The organism is Exiguobacterium sp. s193 (genome assembly GCF_018618755.1).
Lineage (GTDB): Bacteria > Bacillota > Bacilli > Exiguobacteriales > Exiguobacteriaceae > Exiguobacterium_A.
Map to the genome: position 1 here is coordinate 112,732 of NZ_JACSMR010000008.1, position 22,954 is coordinate 135,685.

At 42.0% G+C, this 22,954-nt stretch carries 13 protein-coding genes and 2 pseudogenes; 8 read left to right on the forward strand and 7 right to left on the reverse strand.

The window, feature by feature from the left end:
- Positions 1 to 407 precede the first annotated feature (407 nt).
- Complete coding sequence (locus KNQ04_RS10960; protein WP_214850711.1) at positions 408 to 680, reverse strand: hypothetical protein; 273 nt, start codon at positions 678 to 680, stop codon at positions 408 to 410.
- A 583-nt stretch (positions 681 to 1,263) separates the two neighbouring features.
- On the opposite strand from KNQ04_RS10960, the gene KNQ04_RS10965 reads away from it, so the two are divergent.
- From KNQ04_RS10965 to KNQ04_RS10975, 3 genes are all read left to right on the forward strand, one after another.
- Entirely contained in the window at positions 1,264 to 3,831 is a 2,568-nt protein-coding gene (locus KNQ04_RS10965) for a hypothetical protein (protein WP_214850712.1), read from the forward strand.
- Positions 3,832 to 4,427: 596 nt separating this feature from the next.
- Positions 4,428 to 6,896 (forward strand): GTPase, encoded by a 2,469-nt coding sequence (locus KNQ04_RS10970; RefSeq protein ID WP_214850713.1) that lies wholly within the window; start codon positions 4,428 to 4,430, stop codon positions 6,894 to 6,896.
- Between the two features lie 19 nt (positions 6,897 to 6,915).
- On the forward strand, positions 6,916 to 8,616 hold the full coding sequence (locus KNQ04_RS10975; RefSeq protein ID WP_214850714.1) for a GTPase: 1,701 nt from the start codon (positions 6,916 to 6,918) through the stop codon (positions 8,614 to 8,616).
- Positions 8,617 to 9,047: 431 nt separating this feature from the next.
- On the opposite strand, the gene KNQ04_RS10980 is transcribed toward KNQ04_RS10975, so the two are convergent.
- The 3 genes from KNQ04_RS10980 to KNQ04_RS15765 form a co-directional block, all read right to left on the reverse strand.
- Positions 9,048 to 9,542, reverse strand: a complete 495-nt coding sequence (locus tag KNQ04_RS10980; RefSeq protein ID WP_214850716.1) for a hypothetical protein — start codon at positions 9,540 to 9,542, stop codon at positions 9,048 to 9,050.
- A gap of 131 nt (positions 9,543 to 9,673) precedes the next feature.
- The gene (locus KNQ04_RS10985) at positions 9,674 to 10,735 is read right to left on the reverse strand and encodes an SH3 domain-containing protein (RefSeq protein WP_214850717.1); all 1,062 of its coding nucleotides are present in this window, start codon (positions 10,733 to 10,735) and stop codon (positions 9,674 to 9,676) included.
- A 445-nt stretch (positions 10,736 to 11,180) separates the two neighbouring features.
- Positions 11,181 to 11,309, reverse strand: a complete 129-nt coding sequence (locus KNQ04_RS15765) for a hypothetical protein (RefSeq protein ID WP_285801189.1) — start codon at positions 11,307 to 11,309, stop codon at positions 11,181 to 11,183.
- Between the two features lie 857 nt (positions 11,310 to 12,166).
- On the opposite strand from KNQ04_RS15765, the gene KNQ04_RS15845 reads away from it, so the two are divergent.
- The 5 genes and pseudogenes from KNQ04_RS15845 (at position 12,167) to KNQ04_RS11010 (ending at position 17,500) form a co-directional block, all read left to right on the forward strand.
- Positions 12,167 to 12,361, forward strand: coding sequence for an NUDIX hydrolase (locus tag KNQ04_RS15845; RefSeq protein WP_353049722.1), 195 nt, complete (start codon positions 12,167 to 12,169; stop codon positions 12,359 to 12,361).
- 887 nt (positions 12,362 to 13,248) lie between these two features.
- The gene (locus KNQ04_RS10995; protein ID WP_214850718.1) at positions 13,249 to 13,821 is read left to right on the forward strand and encodes a lecithin retinol acyltransferase family protein; all 573 of its coding nucleotides are present in this window, start codon (positions 13,249 to 13,251) and stop codon (positions 13,819 to 13,821) included.
- A 147-nt stretch (positions 13,822 to 13,968) separates the two neighbouring features.
- Positions 13,969 to 14,918: pseudogene (locus KNQ04_RS11000) on the forward strand (IS30 family transposase).
- Between the two features lie 276 nt (positions 14,919 to 15,194).
- Positions 15,195 to 16,660: pseudogene (locus KNQ04_RS11005) on the forward strand (IS1182 family transposase).
- Between the two features lie 51 nt (positions 16,661 to 16,711).
- Positions 16,712 to 17,500 carry a hypothetical protein gene (locus KNQ04_RS11010; protein WP_214850720.1) on the forward strand — a complete coding sequence of 263 codons (789 nt, stop codon included), beginning with the start codon at positions 16,712 to 16,714 and terminating at the stop codon, positions 17,498 to 17,500.
- On the opposite strand, the gene KNQ04_RS11015 is transcribed toward KNQ04_RS11010, so the two are convergent.
- From KNQ04_RS11015 to KNQ04_RS11025, 3 genes are all read right to left on the reverse strand, one after another.
- Positions 17,493 to 18,581, reverse strand: coding sequence for a hypothetical protein (locus KNQ04_RS11015; RefSeq protein ID WP_214850722.1), 1,089 nt, complete (start codon positions 18,579 to 18,581; stop codon positions 17,493 to 17,495). The two genes, KNQ04_RS11010 and KNQ04_RS11015, sit on opposite strands and share 8 nt — an antisense overlap.
- 61 nt (positions 18,582 to 18,642) lie before the next feature.
- Positions 18,643 to 21,861 carry an ABC transporter permease gene (locus KNQ04_RS11020; RefSeq protein ID WP_214850724.1) on the reverse strand — a complete coding sequence of 1,073 codons (3,219 nt, stop codon included), beginning with the start codon at positions 21,859 to 21,861 and terminating at the stop codon, positions 18,643 to 18,645.
- Entirely contained in the window at positions 21,854 to 22,561 is a 708-nt protein-coding gene (locus KNQ04_RS11025) for an ABC transporter ATP-binding protein (protein ID WP_214850726.1), read from the reverse strand. Before KNQ04_RS11025 ends, KNQ04_RS11020 begins: the two co-directional genes overlap by 8 nt.
- Positions 22,562 to 22,954 lie beyond the last annotated feature (393 nt).

Here is a 22,954-nt window from a genome sequence, read left to right on the forward strand (position 1 = left end):
GAGAAGGATACATCGGACGGCTCGAGGTTCGTGCAGGAGACTTTGTTGTATAGGAACATCTTTTCAGATTGATAGGAATCTAGAATGGATTATGAGTATGTTCCTCTTGATTCGTCCGTCCTCTTATGATTAAGGAACTAAATATGAACCCAGTACCTGTAAGGGGAAATATTCAAAAATGATTAGAACGTATACATTTCGACGTCGAAATGTATACGTTTTTTCTGAGAAAGATCAGGATTCACTTTATTATAGAAGAGAATGAAAAGAAAAAAGAACAGTAATGATTCCTAAAAAAATCATTACTGTCTCTGCGTTAGACATCTGTCACGTCTGAAATATTCAAGACGAAGTCATATCATATCAATTTAGTTTTAAATCGGAGTCTAGAGGTATTCTACTGAAAATTAATTTACTTCTTCATCTACACCAAACTTATCTGCGGGTGTATCGATTGGGGCAATTTCCAACGTTATCGGACTTTGAAGAAGAATGCCTGAGAAAGTCCAGGTGTTCGAAACGTCTACAAACTCGATTTCTGTTAAGTCGTACATTTCTCCAAGATGCCCGACGACATCTTCGGTCATTTCGTATACAGATGCTCCTTCTGCCATGATTATTCCTTCGTTAATTTCTTTTCCGTTCTTCTGAATGGAGTACTGCATCAACTGTTTACTCATTAGTATAAAATCTCCGTTCTTCGTGATTTATTGAGGTCTCGATGTCCTCTTGGCATGCTCAAGACATATCCATGATGTTCATCGATGAACATCATGGATTTATTGCGTGTTCGATGGAGGCCATGAAAAAGGATTGAGGTGAAGTAATCAATCTAAGTAAATTGAACAGGCCGTTATTTCTAAATTTATCTACCCCATTCTTATTTTAAACGAATTCATGTCGTATTTTTAAAGAAAGGGGAATTTTTTCTTCGGATGATCGCAGTTAGTAAGACCTTCATAAAAACCAACATCATTTCGACTCATTTCATCATAAGATGCTTAAGTAGTACTATTCAAATCTGGACTGTAGCCATCGTATCACTGAATTCGTCATGGTCGAATGCTTACTGATGATTAGTGTAATCTTCAAAGAAGACTTTATGCATTTCAAAATGGAGTTGCATAAGCACTATAAAACATGTGGAAATAATAGTAAAATATAGAAAGATAATAAAACATGTCCACATTAGGGTCTATATTAGGAATTTACAATGTTTCTGTTCTACGACTCTCACATAGAATGGTTGAAGGAGATTGGCTCATGAGCGAAGATGAAAAAATGATTATAACGAAGGAGATGGATTTCAGAAAAAGCATACTAGGGGTCCTCGACGTTTTGGAGGAGTATGATATCGGGGTAGAGCCCTCCAATGCCATCTCACTGTTAAAGAACAGGATATTCGTAGAGGAGCTGCTCACAAAACAAGGAAAGGAGTTGCCGGGCGTTCCTTCATCTGTTCGACGGGCGTTGGTGATCCTTCAGTCAGTAATGAATGATGAGAAAATCCTGACCATGTGCAGGACGAAGACGCTGCATCACCTGCTACTCACTGACACCGGATTATTGATTTCCGATATCAGACTCATGAGAGATGCCAATCTTACATATGAGGACCTCGAGGGTATGAGCCTCGAGAAGTTCCAGAATGCGCTCCTCGGAAGCAGGAGGCCTGCTACTTATCAGCGAATCATGACTGCCTATCGTAAATTTGAAAGTAAGGACGATTCAGCTGCGTCTACTGTGTTAGCAACTACGAACATAGAACCAGAACCGAATCGGGAAGAACTACTCGGCGATACCGAGGCAATGCAGAAAATCGTGACAAAAGAGAGTGAACTGGCCTTCCGCGAGATGATTTATGACCTTCTTGAAGATACGTTCTCGCTCGAGGACGTGATGAGAGAGACTGGTAGCGAATCATTCGAGACGTCGAACCTCCTCGAGGGGATGATTCGGGTCGACCTTCTTACCCTTACGAGTGACGGCCGGTACAAGAAGAGAGTACGGTCGCTAAGCTCCATACTCTCGTCAGAGATTCAAACCCATGACATTCTCCAGGCCAGACTAGATGAAGGACTCACCATGCAAGAAATCGCGATAAGATACGGGCTGGATGCCAAGGAGGTCCAGAGACGCTTGAGACAGGCCCTGAATCTGATTCCGCTCACACACGTAAAGGAGGCGAGGCGATATCTCCAGCGATTCGAACGTTTCGATATCGCTGAGCGTGTATTCGTGGAAGTGTTCGAAGAACCCGCCATGGTTCATCGCTTTCTTTCCGAGAAAGTAGTGGCGGGCACGGATGATGTCAGAGGTTTGTACGTCAAATTGAGCGAACGACAGCGGTGGCGGTTCAAGAGGTCCCTCTCACTCATCGTCACGCATGAAGGTGACGTCGTGCGAGTGACGAGAGAGAACCTGCTCGAGCATGTCCTCTGGTTCTATTCTGATCAGGGAGCGAGACTGATGGAGGAATGGAAGCGGCTTTATGACGAGTACATCGAAGAAGAGTACAAGGCGGTATTAGCGAAGAAATTCGAATCTGATTCCAAGAAACTCTCCTCCATCGCTTTCCGTTCGGAGTGTATCATCCAGTCCGCTGGTAAACGGCACCGGTTCTATGACCGGTCGAGATTGACGCAGAGAAGGTTACAGCGATTACGGGGCCTGTTAAGGCTCGAGCCCGGATTCTACGGGATACAGAATCTCTTCGAACTCTCTCCTGCTTTGATGGAAGAACTGGATTGTAGGGACCCGGATGAGTTGCAATATATCGTCCGACGGTATGTCGAGACGACGAGCATATCGGTCGTAGGGAATTCTGAGGTCGCAATCGGTACGCTCGGGAAGGGCGAATGGTTGAAGAAGATGATACGACAGCATGCACCGATAAGTTTGGGCGACTTCCAGGCAATCATCAAGGAACGATTCGGTCTTCCACCTGCGACGGTGAAGAAGGTGATTCGTCAGGAACTTTCAGACTATCTATCTCCTGACGGGACGCTAGGGAAGAGCATGTCTCTACTCACGAAGAGAGAGGCGACATGGTTCTCGAAACGTCTCACCGAAGAGATTTATACCTACGAGGAGTTAGAAGAAAAGTTCGCTCACGTCGAAGAATTCAGCTCTCGGTATCTGAACGGTGGTGCCCTAGAAAAGGTCGGTTTCGTCAATCGTGGAGGGCTCGTCCTACGGGCGATACATGCTAATGCGGAGACATACTTCCAGTCCGTTCTGGCGAGGGACGAACTCTTCGTGGTTCCGGACTCTCCCGTCTTCAGCTCAGCGCCATTCCGACGTGTCGTAAAGCGAATGGAGGAGGCGCACGATCTTTTTCGGTTTGACGTAGGTACCTATATGTCGATTGCACGATTAAGGAAGGCCGGGGTGAACAAGGGGATGATCAAAGCACTCATCAGAGAGATGCTCGAGGCCGTCAAAAAATCAGGAGAGGACTACTTCACCTTCACAACGATTCAGAATAATCTCGACTCCCCAATCGTCGAACTCGGGATGGAGGACCTCTTTTTCGAGGGACTACTCCATACGCAGGCGCGAGTCGGTTCCATCCGGACGGTGCGAGGGGATATCTTCTATATCGGCCGTGACAAGCGAACGATAGGGAGATTCCTTCTTGACCTACTACCAGAGAGGGGCGGAATCGATATCGACATGATGCGTGAGAAAATCTCCAAAACGTTCCGACTGAACTTTGATCGGACTGCCCTCATCACCAACATTCGAGGAAGAGGTGGATACTTCTCCACCGATACGGAGATGCTCTATAGAAATAAAGAAATGTTCCTTGATAGCATATTTGAGTCATGACACCTCTCACGGTAAGAAGATTCATTAAACTAGAATCTGTTAAGAAAATCATCCATATTAATCTCCTGAATTTAAGATGTCGATTGACCTGAACGAAGTCTAGTGGTCTTTAGAAGTCATACAGCGTTTTGTCGCGTTCATAAGGAAAATCAGCGATGGTGTGTACGTTTCTTCCATCTCGGTGGAAGGTGGATTGGATAAGTCGTACGCTGTACTTCTCTAGATTGCTGCTTCCTTCAAAAATTTTAGATATGAAATAACGAGCGGGTCATGTATCCATTTCGATATCGAAATGGATACATGACCCGCTTCTAATTCATCCTTCCATGCGCCTTTCTTCCATCGAACAGACTTTGTAGGAAGAAGTAGGTTGCAAAACATATTAATATAGGTAAAAAATTCATTATTATCCTTATATAAACTGTATAATAAAGGGTAGTAAGTGGGGGGGATGGATGCTACGGAAATAGAATAGAGAATCATGGCATCGTCCTATTGCTCACCGGTTCATGCCGCCGTCCTGACAACTATGAGAAGTGAATCGGGAGAACGATTTCTTAGGCTGGAAGGCTCACTAAAATTGAGGAGGATCACGATTGATTAATATAGATGTCGGATTATTTTTAGCACATTTAATCGTCACTGATAACAAGATTGATATCAAGACGAACCAAATCTTGATGGACTACCTGAAGGATGAGGGTGATATCCGTCCTGAAGAACTTCAACAAATCAATGATGTGATCGAAAATAATGATGATGCACAACCGTTGGAACATGTACTGAGACGATTGAACGAGAAAAGTAGTACGGACGATAAGGAAATCGCTATGTCGATTGGGCTGGCGCTATGTCTGCATAAGGGTTTTTTGTCCGTGACTGAAGTCAACTTTTTCAAGTCCTCTCGAAAAGCTTTCGGCATCACGGAGCGGAAATTCAATCAACTTAAATCTGAGGTCAATCGAGGGTTCGATGAGACTGCGATTGCAAGTCTGGTTTTGGAGCGAAAACAGCATGAATTGATACAGCAAGGATATGTCCTCCCGCTGAAGAGCCTGATAGATAAGTATGATTCAGACGAACGATTGACGGAGCGATCCGACGCGATGATGAAGAACGAGGAGTACGCTTCGGCCATCTCTCACAGCAAGGAAATCGGGAAGGGTGACATGGATTTCGCTCGCCCCATTCTCCATGAGCACATCGAGGAGCTACACAAACTACGGACTGCCGTCAATCAGCTCACCTCAAACCTGAAGAAGGTCAGGAACCGAGACTCGGAGACGACACGGTCGTTGATCGATGCGTCGAAGAACCTCCAGTCTCAGGTCCATGGCATCGTCCAGAAGAGAGAACGGGACACGGGGTCGTTCCTGGATAAAATCGAGAACGCCGCCGACTATTTCACCATCTCCTTCCTAGGGAAGACGAAGGCAGGGAAGAGTACGCTTCATGCCGTACTCTCCGGGAAAGGGAAGCAGGCCATCGGCGTTGGGAGACAAAGGACCACGCGAAACAACCGTGTCTACACATGGGAGGGCCTCAGAATCATCGACACTCCTGGCATCGGGGCACCACATGGAGAGAGTGATGAGGAAATCGCGAAGAGCGTCCTGGACGAGAGTGATCTGATCTGTTACGTGTTGAAAAACGATTCCATCCAAGAGAAGGAGTTCGAGTTCCTCTCCCTAATCAAAAAGCGGAATAAACCGATACTGATCCTTCTGAACGTCAAGACGAACTTGAGTACCCCGGCGAGATTGAGAAGATTCCTGCGCGATCCTGATGATATCTATGAGCGCGAGGACGAGAAGTCCATCAAGGGCCATCTTAACCGAATAAGAGAATACGCGAGAAAGCATTATTCGAACGATATCTTCGAAATCATTCCGGTCCATCTCTATGCATCATTACTCTCTCAAGATAAGGCATTCTCCGAATCGGATCGTCTCGCCCTGTTCAATGGAAGTCGTTTGGCACACTTCGAGAATGCAATCAAGGAGTCCATCGTCTCGCAAGGCCACATCCGCAAATCGCAAACCATCCTGAACGGATGTCTGAATCCTATTCTCGATACGGAACAATCGTTGAGCCATCATCTAGGCGTCTTCGAGACAATCAATGCAGACTTCAACAGGTTCCATCTCGATAGCGTTAAAAAGTTCAATGCGATGAAAAAGAAGTACATCAGACGTATCAGGCAAGCGGTCGACGAAGAGTTCTTGAAGGTCGAGGAACAAATCTCTCATTTCTCACATTCGAACTATGACGTGAGTAAAAGTCTCATCGAAAGCAGGTGGGGAAGCTTGTTAGAGGAGATAGGATTCGAACGCGGGCTAGGCATCAGTCTAGAAAAGATACAACTAGAATACACCGACGAGGTACAGGACTATCTCTCTGAGATGATGGAGAACATGAAGTTCGCGAACCTTCTCCTCCAACAGAAATTCTCGTATGATTCCTCCGCGATGTTCGATTTCCGTCGGATGTTCGGATACGTATCAGCCGGACTTGGTGTGGCTGCGGCCATCGCCTTGTTCTTCTCCGGTCCGCTCGGATGGGGATTGACGGCCGCATCCCTCGTCGTAGGTGGAATCAAGCTCCTATTCAAGTCCAAAAAACGAAAAATCCAGGATGCCATCACATCTCTTAGCACTGAGTTGAAGAAGGTGACGGCTAAACACAACCAGGACACCAAAGGTCATGTCGAGGCAGCTTTCCTCGAGGGCCACGATAAGATATCAAAAGAGACATTCGCCTTCCAACGTGGGATGATGTCCACGCTGCACGATAACATCAAGATTCTATCAGGTTCCCTGGACTCTATGAAGATACAACAAGACCAACTTAACAAAGCTTACGCCTATAGATTGATGACGGCATATGTACCTGACGAGCAGGTGGAGTACACACTCAATCAATCCAAGATGGATGTACTGGTCGACCAGGTAGAACGCGACTTTGGTAAGAGCATCACGATCCATACGCGAAACAGGATGGACGATTCGCAGTTGGAACACATCAGCAACGTGATTCAAGAGGACGTCAAGATTCAAACCGTTTAAATAAGAGGAGGTTTTATTGATGAGTACTGATATCGAAGTAAAAGAAATTTTAGCTAGCCTGAAAGAAATCGCTGACGATTCCGTCGAACTACTAAATGAAAAAGAAGACACGATACCAAACGCAGACAACATCAAGAACATCATCAATGATTTTTTCGAGGGAGACATCCTCAAAATCTCCCTGGTCGGCCAGTATAGTGCCGGAAAATCCACCATCATCTCGGCATTGACGGGGAATCAAGACATCCTGATTGATGCCGACATCGCCACCGACGATGTGAGTGAGTATGCCTGGAATGGTGTCACAATCATGGACACACCAGGATTATACACGGACAGACCGGAACATGACGATCGGACCAAGGATGCAATCAAATCATCCGACCTACTCATCTATGTCCTGACGAGCGATTTGTTTGATGACGTCATACTGAATAACTTCAAGCATCTCGCCTACGAGGAGGCTTATCGACATAAGATGATGCTTGTCGTCAATAAGATGTCCATGGAATCGGGAGACTACGATAGTTTGAGAAAGAACTATGGACAGAGCTTGCGAGAAGCGCTGTCTCCTTTCGATCTGAGTGAATTCCCAATCTGTTTCATCGATGCCGCGGACTATATCGAGGGTACCGAGGATGACGACGCAGAACTCATCGAAGAGAGCCATTTCGGGGAGTTCATCGATAGCTTGAACCAATTCATCAAAAACAAACAATTACTCGGTAAAATCGACCGTCCTTTACGGAACGTCATCTCTGAGCTCAGCATAGCGATGACCAAGAACCAGGATCATGACTCTGAAATGTTCTATGCGATTCTCGAACGGATCGAGAATCGCGTCAAGCGAAGCGCGCTCAAGGCTCAAAACGAAGTGGACAAAATCAAAAACGACATCCGTGGCGAAACCATCTCCCACGGACGACTCCTTTCGAACAAGATTGGGGAAGAGGACGCCGATCTCGAGCTTGAGAGCAAGAAGGTCGAAGCTCAAATCAAAGAGTTCGTCGAGAACAAGAATGTAGAAATCGAAAAAATCCTAAGTGCTGAAAGAAGTGCTTTGACCGACGAAATCAAGGATGTCTTGAATAGCCCGCTCGCTGAGGCATATTTCGGATCCGTAGAAGAGGCATCGTCCAGTCTCAATGGCGAGCAGGTGAAAATCATAAAGATGGACAATATACAAAAAAACATGAACGCGATAAATATGATTGTCGGGCGCACCTCCGAAGGAATATTGAAGTTTTCCAACACGGGCGTGGGTGGATTCGTCAAGGCTACTGCCGCTAGCGGAAGCGATCTGCACAAAGGTTTATATTCAGTAGGGAAGTTTTTTGGGGTAAAGTTCAAACCATGGGGTGCGGTCAACGCCGCTAAGAATTTGACGAACATCGCAAAAGTCGCTGGTCCGATTATGGCCGCTGCAGGAGTGGTCTTCGAGGTGGTCGGACACGTGAAAGACGAGGTGGACCTGAAGAGAGTTCTGGACGCCAAGAATGAATGTTATAGTTCCCTGGTCTCCTTATCTCAAGAAATCGAGCAAGCGTTCCAAAAGCAGTTCAAAGACTACGAAGAGGAGGCTTACGGAGCCATACTTAAGAACATCGTCACTCAACGCGAGGAAGCTGCAGCGAGATATGACATGTCTTCAGAGTTCCATCAAGCGATTTCTCGGAACATCAAGGAATTGAATCAGTTATCGGTCAAATTAAACCAGTGATTTAAAGGAGAAAAATAAAAATGCTATACGATAATGGGGGTACTAAAAAAAGAAGTAAGAGTATATAAGGAGAGCAATAAAGTGAACTGCCCCATAAAAGTTGGACATTAAAATCCAGCCTTTATGGGGTGTTTTTATGGTCAAATATACGAAGACGTTTAAGGTCCAGGTCGCTGAGCGTTATCTGACGGCCCGAGACAATCTTCAATCCTTCCTATCTAACCCACTCGCCAGCATTTAAACTAAACGACATGGCGACCAATGGGCGGTCCCGCATACTCTCTTCCATGAACACGAGGGGCGATGCGGCTATCGTCACATCAAGAGACGACTAAAAAACCTGAGCCCGGTGGAATACCGGATCCAGGTTCTCAAGGTCGCCTGACGAATCATTCATCGTCTAACTTTTTTTAAGGTCATATCGTAAGGATTTATAATAATAATTGTATATTTACTCTTTCGATACTTAATTTTGATTGCTTGTTTAACGGGAAAATTACTTCCTGTTCTTTTCTTATAGCTGGAGAGTTTAATTCAAAGTTTTCATCTTCAAATTTCTTCATGAGCTCTATATAACCTATTACACTGATTCCAGGGTTGTCTCTCGTCGCTTTTGCTGTAATTATTGTGTAATTGTTGTATGATGAATCGAACCAATATAAATCGTTTAAATTTTCTGACGATGTCCAAGACACGTAATGATTATTGTAATTCACTTCATCAAGATTCAAATGGACTCTTTTTACTTCTCCTATATATAATAAACGTTCTGCATACTCATTCAATTCTTTATCTTCGCTAATTTCCCACTTACGAATATCTCGTAACACCTTTTTCCAACATTCGTCTGTGCGTTCTAAATTGTTTCGTCCATGTGTTTCTTTCGGATGATTTATCCATGTTTTAAATAGTTCTGATAGATTCATTTTTAACACCTGTTTCTATTAAATAACTTTAATAATTGAGCGTACAGTTCAGCAATTTTTATTCGTTTTAGTCAAGTCATTGATTGAGCAACATTCAATTATGCGAACTTATTACAAAAAATGAAGAGATATTAAAAGTATACAGCAATCGAATTTCCATCAGAAGCAAAATCTAGTTCTTTGTAAGAAACTGTTTCAATCATGCGACAACTCATCAAAGCAAGTCGAAGCCCATTGACATCTGGATTGCCTGTCATTTTTGATAAGGCTTGAGCAGCTAATGTAAATGACTCTAAACTACTTCCCATTATAAGAAATCTATTGTCTTCTTTACTGTATACATGAGCCAAGCCTTTTCTTGATACATAGAACGAACCGGATTCTTTGATGACAAAAAGATCAGGCTTCGCCTTGGCATAAATATCCTTGACGAGTGGACCATAATCCATCGCGTCTGGTTTAGAGAAAGTATGCGGCTTTGTATTTTTTGCTAAAATCCAGCCTGTTTTTTTATCATAATTTATCTTATACCATCCGTCATGTTTTTGGTCAGAAGAAACGACCACTGATTTTGGTAGAGTGTCTAACTTTTTGCTTTTAGTTGAGCGCGTACTGAACAAGTTCAAAGCTTTGGTCGTTTCAAAGTATTTCATCTCTTCACGGAATCTTAGATGCTTCCCGGATATCCAACCTCTTTTTTTGCCATTGTACATTACTTGATACCAACCATTGTCTTCTATGGCTGACATGATTATTTTTGACTTAGGTATGGTCATTATTTTTTTACTGCTAGAGGAAGGATCGCTACGAAGTTCCACAGCTTCCGTAGTTTGGTATTTCTTTAGTTCGAAGTATTCAAGGAAGTACTCCTCTGACACCCATCCTGTCTTATTGTTATTCTTTATTTTGAACCATCCATTGATTTTATTGATTGGTGTAATGACTGTCTTTCTAGGGATTGTTGCTAGCACCTTGCTTTTTTTAGAGGAATTTGAGAATAATGATACTTTGTCATATGCTCTATACTTTTTTTGTCCTGATGTTGCCGCTTTTGAACTGGTTGTCATGAATGATGATTTTTCTTTGGCTTGAACATGGTTGGATGAATATGAAGCTCCAGTACACGAAATGATAATTCCAGCAGATAACAATACTAAATATTTTTTAGTATGTTTAAAATCAATTGTAAACACGATGTCGCCTCCTTCATTTTTAGAATTCTTAACCATCTCACATCAAAAAATACTTATATATGGTATTACTTAGGTTTTTAAGTAAATTAAATCCTTATTTTAAATTTATGTTTTTTGATACATTTGTACGTGTTAAATTCAAATCTTTTCTGTTTCTCAATTCATTTTTGACTGAGTCATTCAATTCTATGTATCTCTTGCGATAAATTATCTTAATAAAAGCGGTATTTAAGATTCGACTAGTGTGCAGGAATTTGAAGTCAGCCGAATGATCATTAAGCATGTATTAGATATTTTAGTACCTGAAGGCATCATCTACCGATAACGAGGGAAATGAACGTTCATCTTGCCATCGAATTTTTCATAGGTACGGATCAATGTATTGAACAAAGAAACGCAGGGGTGAACGAAGCTGCTTGGGGAACTGGCGGTGAAGAGGGAAGTCTTACAGATTGAGGTCCTCTTCCCGGAAGTCGCCCGCCACCTGATCATTGAGAAAATCGATCCGGTCTACGAGATACGACGTGTCCGGTATGTGGAAGAAGACAATCTGTTTCTTTTTATGTTTTTGCATATTTTTAAAAATATCATTATACATTGATAAAAGGACGAATTGATTGACTTAAAATGAATAAGAAAACTAGTAAGAGTATTTAAGAAATACTTAAAATAGAATCTATAAATAAGTGACCAACAATGGTTGTCTAAAATACAAAAAGAAGACTCATACATACTCATACGTAAGTCTTCTCCATATCCTGTGAAAAAAATTCTTGGCAGTCGTCATTTTTGATTCAACTGATCGATTCATATTCGTTGTTTGCGTGATGGACGAAAAACGGATTCGTTTTTCTCTCTGTGAAGCACAAGAAATTATGGAATGGATTTGTACCAAATCCAAGTGAAAAAATAAGCCCGCAGTGGGCGAACCCACTGCGGGCCAGAGCGTCTCATATCGGTTCGTGAGAGATGCTGATCATTGAGAAAGTGGTTTGAGAAGAAGTGGTGGAATTGCTATGTATGTACCTACATATCTTTGGTGTCTTGGGTTGGTCCATCACCTGTACGTCTTCGTCTTCTTTCTTTGTGTTAGCAGAAACGATTGAAGAGCTTTCGGGCTCATGCGTGAGGCTGTACGCTGCATCGCAGCAACATCCTTATCGCACTGCTACCCTCCTGCCGGACCGATAACGAGAGCTGCCAATCACTGGAGGCATCTCTATGTTCCTGTTCTTTGCGACACAGGGCACGGAGCGTAAGAAGGACAAAAAATAAGGTTTTGATAAACAAGGAATGAAGTAAAGAAGAAAGAATCCCGTTTTGACATCGTGTTTTAGTCGATGCGAAGTGAAGAATAATAGATACACGATTCATTTCTAGTTTATATCTAATCTACTTTTTTATACTTTATATTAGATTAGGAGTAGTAAGATGATTATTTCTACAAGCCATAATAACCAAACGAGAAACACTTTGAAACGTATAGATGTAGCTTCAGCCCTGATCCATGATGAGAATGGGAACATATTATTGGTGAAGAACGTCAAAGGTGACTTTTTTTACTGGAGTCCGCCAGGTGGGGCTGCGGAAAAAGACGAGACACTAGAACAGGCGGTCGTGAAGTAAGAGAAGAGACTGGGTTTGAAGGTAAGGTCACCGGCATGCATTCTGTTAGAGAAGTCTTCTTCTCGGAGAAGGGACATTATGCATTAATCATTACCTTCTTCGTTCAGATCATCGGTGGAAGAATCGATATCATGGACCCTGATCAAGAAGTCACTGATGTAAGGTGGGTGGATTATCAAACCACAAAAGAACTAATACCTTCATTGATTGAAATGCTGAGACTAAATCCTGACATGAACAAGACGCCTGCATTCTATGAATTCGGGGGAGTACATTGATTATAGTTAGACGTTGAGAAGATTTTGAACAAATGAGTAGGGAGAAGGGACATTATTCCCTCGAATTATAGTCATTTTCTGAAGGACGCGTTGAAAAACCGTTTGAATGCTTGATTAATTCCTTTGTTAATTTAGATAACGTTTATGCTTGTTTGAATCAACTCAATTCGTACTACTTCATTTTCGACCGATACTTAATATAAAGTAAAGATGCAATTGTACTCAAGTACTTGTCTTCATGAATGATAAATCAAGGACATGTCCCAATGAGAAACCTGAAGATAAATTCTCATTAGAAGAGAGAAGAATTTATGAAAAAGGTATATTCCTTTTTTTGGTTGTATAGTATTTATACAAACTTAAAATTAAATAACTAATAACCGAACTTTCTCATTTTATACGTTGATGAATCCAGAATCAAACAGTGTTGTAAAAAACTAAGTAAAGTGTAATACGGCATGAACTTGTTCTTTTTATCTGCTAGTTCAGAATGAGAAGGAATAATGCTCGCTCTGCTAGCCTTAAGTCAAAGTGATTGATTAGATTCGTAAAAGTTCCTCTTTTTCAGAAAATAAAATACATGAAATGTGAAAATTAAGGAGAGTAAGGATGAGGAATAGACTTCTGAACAAAATTAAAATTACTCCGTCTAACCGGAAGACATTACAAAATATAGTTGCCCCAATGTTGTGGGGACTAGAAAAAACTTCGATTCATAGACACTCATCAATTTTAAATAAATCTTATAACTTTATGCAAGAACCTGCCATCGGAGCTGTTATCTATTGTCAATTAGGCACCGCAGAACATTCGGGTGTTTACATAGGCAATGGAAGCGTTATTGAACTGGATGGTAGAGGGCATGTAAAGAAAGTTAGTTTAAAAGAGTTTACTGGTAATTTGTTTAGTACGGATAAAGATATCTTTATTCCAGTGATTAAGCATGCGATGTTACCAATAGGAGATCCAGATGTAGCGGAAGAAGCTATTAAAAATTTATCTCAGAGAAGACAATATAACCTTTTAGATGATAACTGTCACCAGTTTGTGACTGGATGTATGGTAGGAAATCTTGAAAATGATTGCAACTTTTTATTCATGGTTAAAGAACAATTTGCTAATCATATGTGTTTGGAAGAATCTGATATTGTTTGGGTTCGTTGGAAATGGTACTTAGATTAAGTTTGAATAAGGATCAAGGCGACATTCGCTCTTTTTTAAAAGACGAATTGTAATATTAAGTGCAACACCTAGCTGAAAACACAAAAAAAACTATAACGGCCTCGTGTAGAATAGAGTTACCACACAAAATTCAACGGAGGATTCGTTATGAGCTATGTTCATCTCACCATATCAGAAAGAGTCAAAATAGAGACGTATCTCGAGCTAGGTTTCTCTGTCCGAAAGATTGCGGGACGCCTGAGGCGTCAACCTTGCGTCAACCTTCTACGATTTCACTAGAATTGAAACGAAATCTTCACTACGACTCTTCTCATGCTAACCATCGTTATGCGGAGCGAAAAAAGAAGTGCGGTGCATGTACGAAGTTTACGGTCGAAAAAGGAGTCTGCATCCTCGAAAAGTTACGGGAGACGTGGTCCCATGAACAAATTGCCGGGCGATTATTCCAAGAAGAAGGACTCTCCTTCAAGACAATTTATCGTTGGATTTATATGGGCCTCGTCGAGGCCCATTCTAGACTCCTTCGGTAAAAGGGAAAGCGTTAGAAACCACGTGAGACGCGCCGACGCTTCAACGTCGGACTGCCAATCAGTAAACGTCCGTCCGACGTCAAAGGGCGTCAAACGTTTGGACATTGGGAGCTTGATACTGTTGTATCGGGTATAGGGACGTCCAAAGCCTGTGTCGCAACGTTCATCGAGCGAAAGAGTCGTTTTTATCTCGCTGTACCTATGGAAAATCGGTCCGCTCAATCGATGGAGTCTGCGATTCAAGCATTACATCTTTCCTTCCCGTTGGGGACGTTCCAAACTGCGACGACAGATCGCGAAAAAGAGTTTAGCTGTCATGAACGAATTCGTGACACGGTAGGCTTACAGATCTATTTTGCGGGTCCGTATTCTTCTTGGCATCGTGGGAGTAACGAGAATGCCAATGGTCTTCTCCGTGAATTTTTCCCGAAGGGGACAGATTTCGGCAAGGTCAGTCGTTCTGAAATCGCTCAAGCACTCGCCTGGATTAATGGGAGACCACGAAAATGTCTCAACTGGAAAACTGCATACGAGGTCTTCACGGAAGAAGTGTTGCACTTAATTTGACAAACTGTCGTGTGAAAATTTAAAAAATGTTCACAGGAAATTGAACAGTACTTCAGCGTGTAGACAAACTAGATGGAAGGTCACTTGAGTGTGATTCCCCATTTTTTTTTGCTCTCTCTTTCCTTCCTAATCGTCTTCCTGTGGCAAACATCGCGCCGCTGCAGGTTCGCTCCTGTTTGCTTTCCACTAGGAAGCGATTAGATCGGAAATCGAGGCTTTTTTAGCTTTTTTTCATATTATAAAATAAAAGAAATATACCACGAAGGAGGGTTTCTCATGATGGGAAAACGAAATCAACACCATCGTTCTGAAAACATCACGGTCACACTCGAACAATTGGTTCCTGCGGACCACTTGGTCCGCAAGGTCGATAAGGTGATGGACTTTCGATTCATCTATCCATTGGTTGAAAAGTTGTACTGTGAAAATAACGGAAGACCTAGCGTGGATTCTGTTCTCTTAATCAAGATGGACCTCCTTCAATATTTATTCGGCATTTCTTCTATACGGAAGACGATCTAAGAAATCGAAACGAACGTCGCCTATCGTTGGTTTCTAAGACTTGGATTGGATGAAAAGGTTCCTCATTTTTCAACCTTCGGAAAAAACTATGTCCGACGCTTCTAAGACACGACGATTTTTGAAGATATCTTCTACAAAATTCTGACCCAAGGCGTCGATGCTGGATTCGTGGACCCAGTGGTCCTGTTTATCGATTCGACACACGTCAAAGCAAATGCGAATAAGCGGAAATATAAAAAGAAACATGTTCGTCGTGCAGCACGTTTTTATCAAGATGAACTGGAACAAGAAATCAATGATGATTGTGAGGCGCACGGAAAAAAGCGTTTTACCCCCAAGAAGAAGGACGAGAATGATCAACGTTTGACGAAGGAGAGTACCACGGATCCTGAGTCAGGATATTACGTGAAGGGGGAGCGTGAAAAGCAATTCGTCTATTCCTTTCATACAGCATGTGATCGGAATGGTTTTGTCCTCGGGACAATTGTGACACCAGGTAATATTCACGATAGTATCATTTTAAAGCCCTTGCTCGAACTCATCATCCACCGTTTTACCGTCCCGTTTGCAGTCGTCGCAGACTCTGCCTGTAAAACCGCCCCCATCGCACATTTACTTCTCAGACAGCGTATTTTGCCAGTCTTCCCCTACACCCGCCTCAAAGGGGTGAAGGGTATGTTCAAAACGAATGCCTTCTATTATGATGAGTATTACGACTGCTATCTCTGTGAAAATGATCAGCCGCTTGTCTATCGAACAACTACATGGGAAGGAAGAATGGAGTACGTATCAGATCCAAAAATCTGTGAAACTTGTTCATTTCTAGAACGGTGTACGAAAAGTCAGGCGATGCAGAAAGTGATTCATCGGCTTGTCTGGCAAGATGCAATCGACGAAGGCGAGCGCCTTCGCACACACCAATTAATAGGCAGCTGTATGCCCGACGAAAAGAGACAATCCAACGTGTCTTTGCGGACGCGAAAGAAAAGCATGGCATGCGTTGGACTCGTTACCGCGGGTTAAAAAAAGTGACGATGCAGGCCATGCTCACTTTTGCTGCCCTGGACCTCAAAAAATTGGCCAATTGGTCATGGGATTCCAGGCGGAATCCTAATGGAGTGTCATATTTTTTACGCATACATGAAACAAACCCTCATTTCCAAGTGGAGATGAGGGTTTGTCAACAGTCTGAAACGAGGTTACTTAAGTCTCTTTTTTAAATAACCTCGTTTTTATTTGAACAGAAAGTTAATATTAAGGAGTAATGATACATGAACTTAGTCGTTAAGGAACTAATAGATTATTTTAAAAGTATCTTCGATAATGATCCGCACCTTATAGCATTTTTTTTGTGTTTTTCATTCTTATTTATTTGGCTTGGAAATCAAATAAAGCAGCAACAAAATGATTCGTCGAAAAAAAATGATAGTTTATTGGATGATAGGGTTCGTTCTTGCGCTACTATTTTGAATGAGTATAGAGAAAGTCAATTGAACGGAAACTATTCACCATTTTTTAAATCTGTATATGATTCATTGAACGTACTTGATAAAAAAGTAGCTAATGAAGCATTCTCCATTTTAGAAAGTAACATTGGGGAAATAGAAAAAGGCAATCATATTTCTAAAGTGATTTCAACTCGACTAAAGAAATATTTGAATCAAAAAGAAGATGGAAACCACGTAAATAATAGTTTATTTTCTGAGTTTGAATCCATTATTTTAAGTACTTTCAAAATAATTCACCCATACGGTATTTCGCTGACAGTGTTAATAGGAATATTATTGACAGTAGTAGTTTCGTCTAATTCGACTTCCTATCCGGAAATGTTCATACGTATACTTAGTCTTATTTTTATCTGTTGTTTTATATTGATTAGTATCGACTTAATTAGTGAGAAAAAATTATCGAAGTCGAAATTTTTACAGATTTTATTAGGATTTATTTTTTGTACGGCTACACTGATTACTTCCGGTTTAATATTTTGGATATTCGCTGTTCTTTTTATAAGAACCCTTATTTGGATTTTTATGAAGAACGAGGATGGAATGTTTAATTGAGCGAATAAAAAGTTTGGATATCCTGAAATGTAACTTGAGAGAAGTGATGCTTGACTTGAGCGCTAGTCAAATTATTGTTCGACTTGAATTTTTTAAGACTACGTTCATTGACATAGTTGTTGATACATAAGGACTCTACGAATTTCAAAAAGTGGCTGAGTCCATACTTTGAAATCAAGTAATTTGTCCATAAATATCCTTGGTGATAGATTTCTACTCCTTGGTCTGCACGCAGCTCGTTCAGAAGACTGAATGTCATCAATCGAGAATCAAATTCCTCTAAAATTTCTAAAGAATCGTTTACTTGTTTTTTTTGAGAACATGAAGACTCAATCGAATTATTATTTTGATGAATAAACCAGTTTTCTAAAAATAGCGCAAACCCTTCTTGAAAATACAGGGCTAAATTATCATTTGAAATTTCGGAAAGAAGTAGATGTGTTAATTCGTGAGATAGAATTTTTTTTAAGTATGTCTGTTTGTCCTCAATAAATTCAGGAATTAGAATTTTTATGGATTCTAGATGTTCATACCAACCGTATGCATGATCGGTAGGTATTGAAGAAGCTAAGTTTACAGGAGTATCGAATAATATGATATGTATACCCTGAGGAACAAGTTTTCTATTTAAACGCTTGTGAAAAAACTCAAGAATATCAAATACTATTTTTTCAATTAATGTGATTTCCTCGTGCATGGAACGAAAGAAGGAAATTGAAAAACCATGACTACTAGCAATCGTCTGTACATCTAAACTGCAAATCAAAACTTGCTTCTCACTTGACCGTAACTTATAGGTGGCTTGATTTTCTCTGCATTCCCCAAAAGAGTTTTTAGTCAAAAAATCGATTCTCAATTTATTAGTCGATGAAACTTCAGTTTTTGTGATTGTATGTTCATCAGTTACAATATCTTCGAACCATCTAATTTGCTCTGTTTTGAAGAAAAGATTATCAAACGAATGAATAGAAAGGAATAAATTAAGATCTTTGTTAGCGAACGAAGTCTTTAATTTATTCAAAATTAGATTCAAGTTATCAATTTCGTTTTGATTAGGAGTTTTAATTTGAATTGGTTTCATTATGTTACTCCTTATAAAGATAAGAGAGGATCAGGTTACAGGTCCTCTCTTATCCTAAAGTTTATAGTGTGATTTTTACAGTGTAGAGAAAACCAGTGAATCCTGTTTTTACGTTCATGACGAAGGTATTTTCAGTTTTCGGTACGACATAGATGACATCGATTTTTGAGTGTAAAGGAGCGTAATAACCTAAGCTTTCTGAATAGGCTTTTTTGTTCAGGTTGATCGTTTCTTCTGGTGTGTAGCTTTTCTTTTGACTATCCATTAATGGGAAAGAAGATGGTTTATAGTCAATATAAGAGTCAGCTGAATCTTCACCCTTTACTTGCATCTCAAGTCTGACGGATACGGCTTGTTTATTTTTGGGAAGATCCTTGAGTTGGACACGTTTCGCCGAACTGACCATAAACCCACGTTCTTTCATTAAGTTTTTATCACCAGCATAAGTTTGAAGACGACCTTTATTCATCAATTCTTCGATGGCATCCTTATTTATTTTCTTCGACTGTTTCTTTTGAACCGGCTCACTCGGTTGATCTTGCAACTTTTGTCCGGTCGTTACGACAGTTGGTTCAGTTTTTGGTTGAACTGTCGTCGTTGTCGTCTCTTCTGCTGCAAAGAAGAATAAACTTGCTGCACCTGCGACCAATACCGTACCGATTGAACCAAGGGCGATTTTGAATTGACGTTCGGTCGCTTTTGTATTCGTTGCGACACTCCCGATTGCAGCGTTTGGTGTGATCCGGACAGCCCGTTGAGCGGGCAAGAGAGCGCCAAGAACACCCGTCACCATCGGAATCAACAACATAATGCTCAAGAAAACGAGTTCGCCTGTTGGAAATTGATTGTAGACGAAGCCGATCATCGCAAGGGCGATCAGTAAGCCGATGATTCCAGCGAAAAGTCCCGTCATCAGTCCTTCGCTTAAGACGAGCGTCCGGATTTGACCGTTTCGCCATCCAGTCGCCTTTAAGACGGCGAGCTGACTCTTCCGTTCGTTGACGTTCTGCCACATGATCTCGGTCGTCGTGAGGATGGCGATGAGTAAAGCGACGCCCATCGCAACATAATGCATCGTACCGACTTCGAGCGCGACATATTCACCGAGCCATGTCGCATAAAGAACACCTTTTAGTCGGAAGGTGATGAACAGGAAGAAAATGAACAAACTCGTCGGCAAGGCGATGGCAATCGTCGAAAGGATCGTCCGTTGCCAGTAGGTTGCGAGTTGATTGATGCTCATTCCAAGGACACTTTGTGCTCGAACGAACCGACGACCTTTGGAGACTTCACCGGAGCGCATACTCTCGAACGGTTGAATTCGACGGATGAGCGTCATCGGGACGAGCGTACCACCCCAATAAATCAACAGACCAGCGAGTCCGATTAAGATGATCCGTGATAAGGCAATTGGATGATCCGCCGTCAGCCAGAACGAACCGAGGATCGTCCAGGAAATCAAGGCAACGAGTGTCCCGAGTAGAGTCGCTTCAAGGAATAATAATTTTGAGAGCTGACGCGGACGCCAACCGAGCGACAGTAAGATCGCGAATTCTTTCTTGCGGGCATAGAGCAAGATGATATTTGAACTAAAGACATAAACGAGCGCAACAGCGATGACACTCGCGATGATGCCGCTCATGCCGACCTTCGCTTCTTGGAAGATCGCCATCGATGAACCGAGTTTGATCCACGGTTGTTGGACCCATCCGAGTGCCGATTCTCCCTTTAATCCAGGCAAGTAGGTTAAGGCGAGCTGCGGCGAGGAGCCGAGTGTGACATCGGTGATCAGACCGGTCTTGTCCTCGATCTCTTGAGCGACAGCTTTCAACTTCTTCTCACTCGTCGCATTCATTGCCTCGACACCTTTGACGTTGACACGGATAGCAGAAATGGCTTTGTCACCGCGTAACTTAAAGGCGGCATCAAGTGTCGTCAGCATCGATGGTGGTTTCGTCAAGAAGTCATACGGGTCGTTCGTCGGTTTGACGTCGCGAACCGGATTGACGGGTTTCTCGTTCTTATCCATGACCCACTGGGCTTTCGCCGGGAAGTAGGTCTCCATCGGCAGTTCCGTCAACGGGTCCTTCGAGATGTTCAATTTTTTCGGATCGAAGACACCGATGAAGTTCACACGCATCTTGGGAACGGCATCCATGTTGATGGAGGTATCGCCAAAGGATCGTGCTTTTCGATACATCGATCGTTTTGAGATCAGGACGTTTTTCGAGATCTCTTGAGGTGTTACTTGATAAGTGAATGGCCAGCGTTTCGCAAAAGGACTAGCAATCGTTTGATATTCGACAGATGATGGCTTTAGAGATAACCATTCAAAGCTTCCCGGGGGTCTCTCGGGAAATTTATCCTGCAAAATATTCTGCACAAGTTGCTTAGTAGCTTGTTGAGTTGACACGTGATATTCCTTCGAATCATCTACCGGAAGTGTCTGGAGATAGGATTCACCACCTTTTTTCATGACGCCTCGTACCGTATCGACCATCGAGTCGTTAATGACTGGTAGATCGACTTTCTCGTAACGTAGAGTCCGTGTCGCATCGACATATTCCTGACTATTCAGAATCAGTGGGATACCCCATACGTCATCTCCATAATCGTTTACGACATCGTCTTTCGTGAAATAACGGCTATGGGTGGCTTTCTTAGTCGCTTTGTCAAGTCCGACAAGCTTGGCTTCTGCTTCCGGATCGATTCCGGCAAGCATCGTTGAACTCCCATAACCGATGACCGGATGTTCTCCTAATGCTTGTGGACTGATATCACGGTTCAATCCATCACTCTCTGGAGGAGACCAGCCTGCACCGACAAAAGAAGTTGTCGTCTCCTTTTCTTTCTTTAAACCGGTATCTTGCGTGTCCTGAATCGTAATCTTATAGATGCCTTGATCCTTGAAATCGTACGTCTCCGACTCGGCATAAGTATTATAATTGCCAATCATCGCGATGGGGGCTGCGACTTCGACATCGGCAATCTGCTTGATCGTCTCGTATTGCTTACGGGTGATCCCACCGTCGAGTCCACTCATGTAGTTTGGCTCGAGCAGGTTCAAGTCTTCCGTCACGCTCCGACTGCCTTCTGGCCGGACGATGATATCGTACGACGATCCCCAGCGCTTTTGAAGTTCATCGACGACGGTCCCATTGTTCGCTTGCGTCGTACCAATCAAGTAACTCAGTCCAGTACTGACGATCAGGACGCCGACGAGGAGTAGGATGAAGCGCTCTTTGTTGCGCCACCATGAATTCCATATGAATCTAAGCATGGAATTTTCCCTCCTTGTTCTTGTAAAGAACAGATGTTATCCTTCCATCCTTCATTTCAATTTTTTTATCAGCTCTATCTGCTAATAGAGGATCGTGAGTGACAAATAAGACACCACACTTTTTTTCTTTATTTAGCTGGTACAGTAAATCAAAAATAATTTCTCCGTTTTCAGTATCCAAATTTCCAGTAGGTTCGTCTGCCAATAACCATTTGGGTTCATGAATTAAAGCTCGTGCGACTGCAACACGTTGTTGTTGACCACCAGATAATTGTGATGGTAATGAATTTTCTTTACCATTTAGACCGACTTTATTAATAAGTGAAAGTGCTCTTTCTTTTTTATCGTATCTAACCTTCCTACCAAACAAAGGTGACATTACATTCTCTAAAGTTGTAAGTGTAGGTATTAAATGAAATTGCTGAAAAATAAATCCTATGTTCTCAAATCTAAAATCTGATAATTCTTTTGCAGTTAAATCTTTGAGGTGTTTATCTTTAAAAACTAAAGAGCCGCTACTCGGAGTATCTAATGTTCCTAGTATACTTAGCAGAGTTGATTTCCCAGAACCAGAAGGACCAATTATAGAGATAAATTCTCCGTCATTGGCCTGTAAATTGATATCAAGTAATGCACCATGCTTGACTCCATCCGAAGTGAAATTTTTTTCTAAATTTTTGCAATGAAAACTTAAACTCATATTTATAGCTCCTCCTTAAATTTGATAGTTCATATAGTGAAAAAGAAGGCATCTGTAAAAGATACCTTCTCAATTAAATTTTTAATCAGCAAGGACAAGCGGATGCGATGCGGCTACACGTCGTGCCATCACGCGTATCATAAACGCGTTTGAATCCCGCGTTAGTTTTCAGCATGGCGAAGCAATCTTTGTCGTATGCACAAGAGTATGAAGTTTTACGGAAAGCAGAATCGGCGCAAGGTACGTATTTCATATTAGTTCAATCCCCTTTATTTTTAATTTTTTGATCAGCAAGGACAAGCGGATGCGATGCGGCTACACGTCGTGCCATCACGCGTATCATAAACGCGTTTGAATCCCGCGTTAGTTTTTAGCATGGCGAAGCAATCTTTG

What these genes read in the sequence shown, in the direction of transcription:
- KNQ04_RS10960 (WP_214850711.1), bottom strand. Translation starts at nt 680, where the DNA reads ATGAGTAAACAGTTGATGCAGTACTCCATTCAGAAGAACGGAAAAGAA.
- KNQ04_RS11025 (WP_214850726.1), bottom strand. Translation starts at nt 22,561, where the DNA reads ATGAGTTTAAGTTTTCATTGCAAAAATTTAGAAAAAAATTTCACTTCG.
- KNQ04_RS15845 (WP_353049722.1), top strand. Translation starts at nt 12,167, where the DNA reads ATGATTATTTCTACAAGCCATAATAACCAAACGAGAAACACTTTGAAA.
- KNQ04_RS11020 (WP_214850724.1), bottom strand. Translation starts at nt 21,861, where the DNA reads ATGCTTAGATTCATATGGAATTCATGGTGGCGCAACAAAGAGCGCTTC.
- KNQ04_RS10965 (WP_214850712.1), top strand. Translation starts at nt 1,264, where the DNA reads ATGAGCGAAGATGAAAAAATGATTATAACGAAGGAGATGGATTTCAGA.
- KNQ04_RS10975 (WP_214850714.1), top strand. Translation starts at nt 6,916, where the DNA reads ATGAGTACTGATATCGAAGTAAAAGAAATTTTAGCTAGCCTGAAAGAA.
- KNQ04_RS10995 (WP_214850718.1), top strand. Translation starts at nt 13,249, where the DNA reads ATGAGGAATAGACTTCTGAACAAAATTAAAATTACTCCGTCTAACCGG.
- KNQ04_RS11015 (WP_214850722.1), bottom strand. Translation starts at nt 18,581, where the DNA reads ATGAAACCAATTCAAATTAAAACTCCTAATCAAAACGAAATTGATAAC.
- KNQ04_RS10980 (WP_214850716.1), bottom strand. Translation starts at nt 9,542, where the DNA reads ATGAATCTATCAGAACTATTTAAAACATGGATAAATCATCCGAAAGAA.
- KNQ04_RS11010 (WP_214850720.1), top strand. Translation starts at nt 16,712, where the DNA reads ATGAACTTAGTCGTTAAGGAACTAATAGATTATTTTAAAAGTATCTTC.
- KNQ04_RS15765 (WP_285801189.1), bottom strand. Translation starts at nt 11,309, where the DNA reads ATGCAAAAACATAAAAAGAAACAGATTGTCTTCTTCCACATACCGGAC.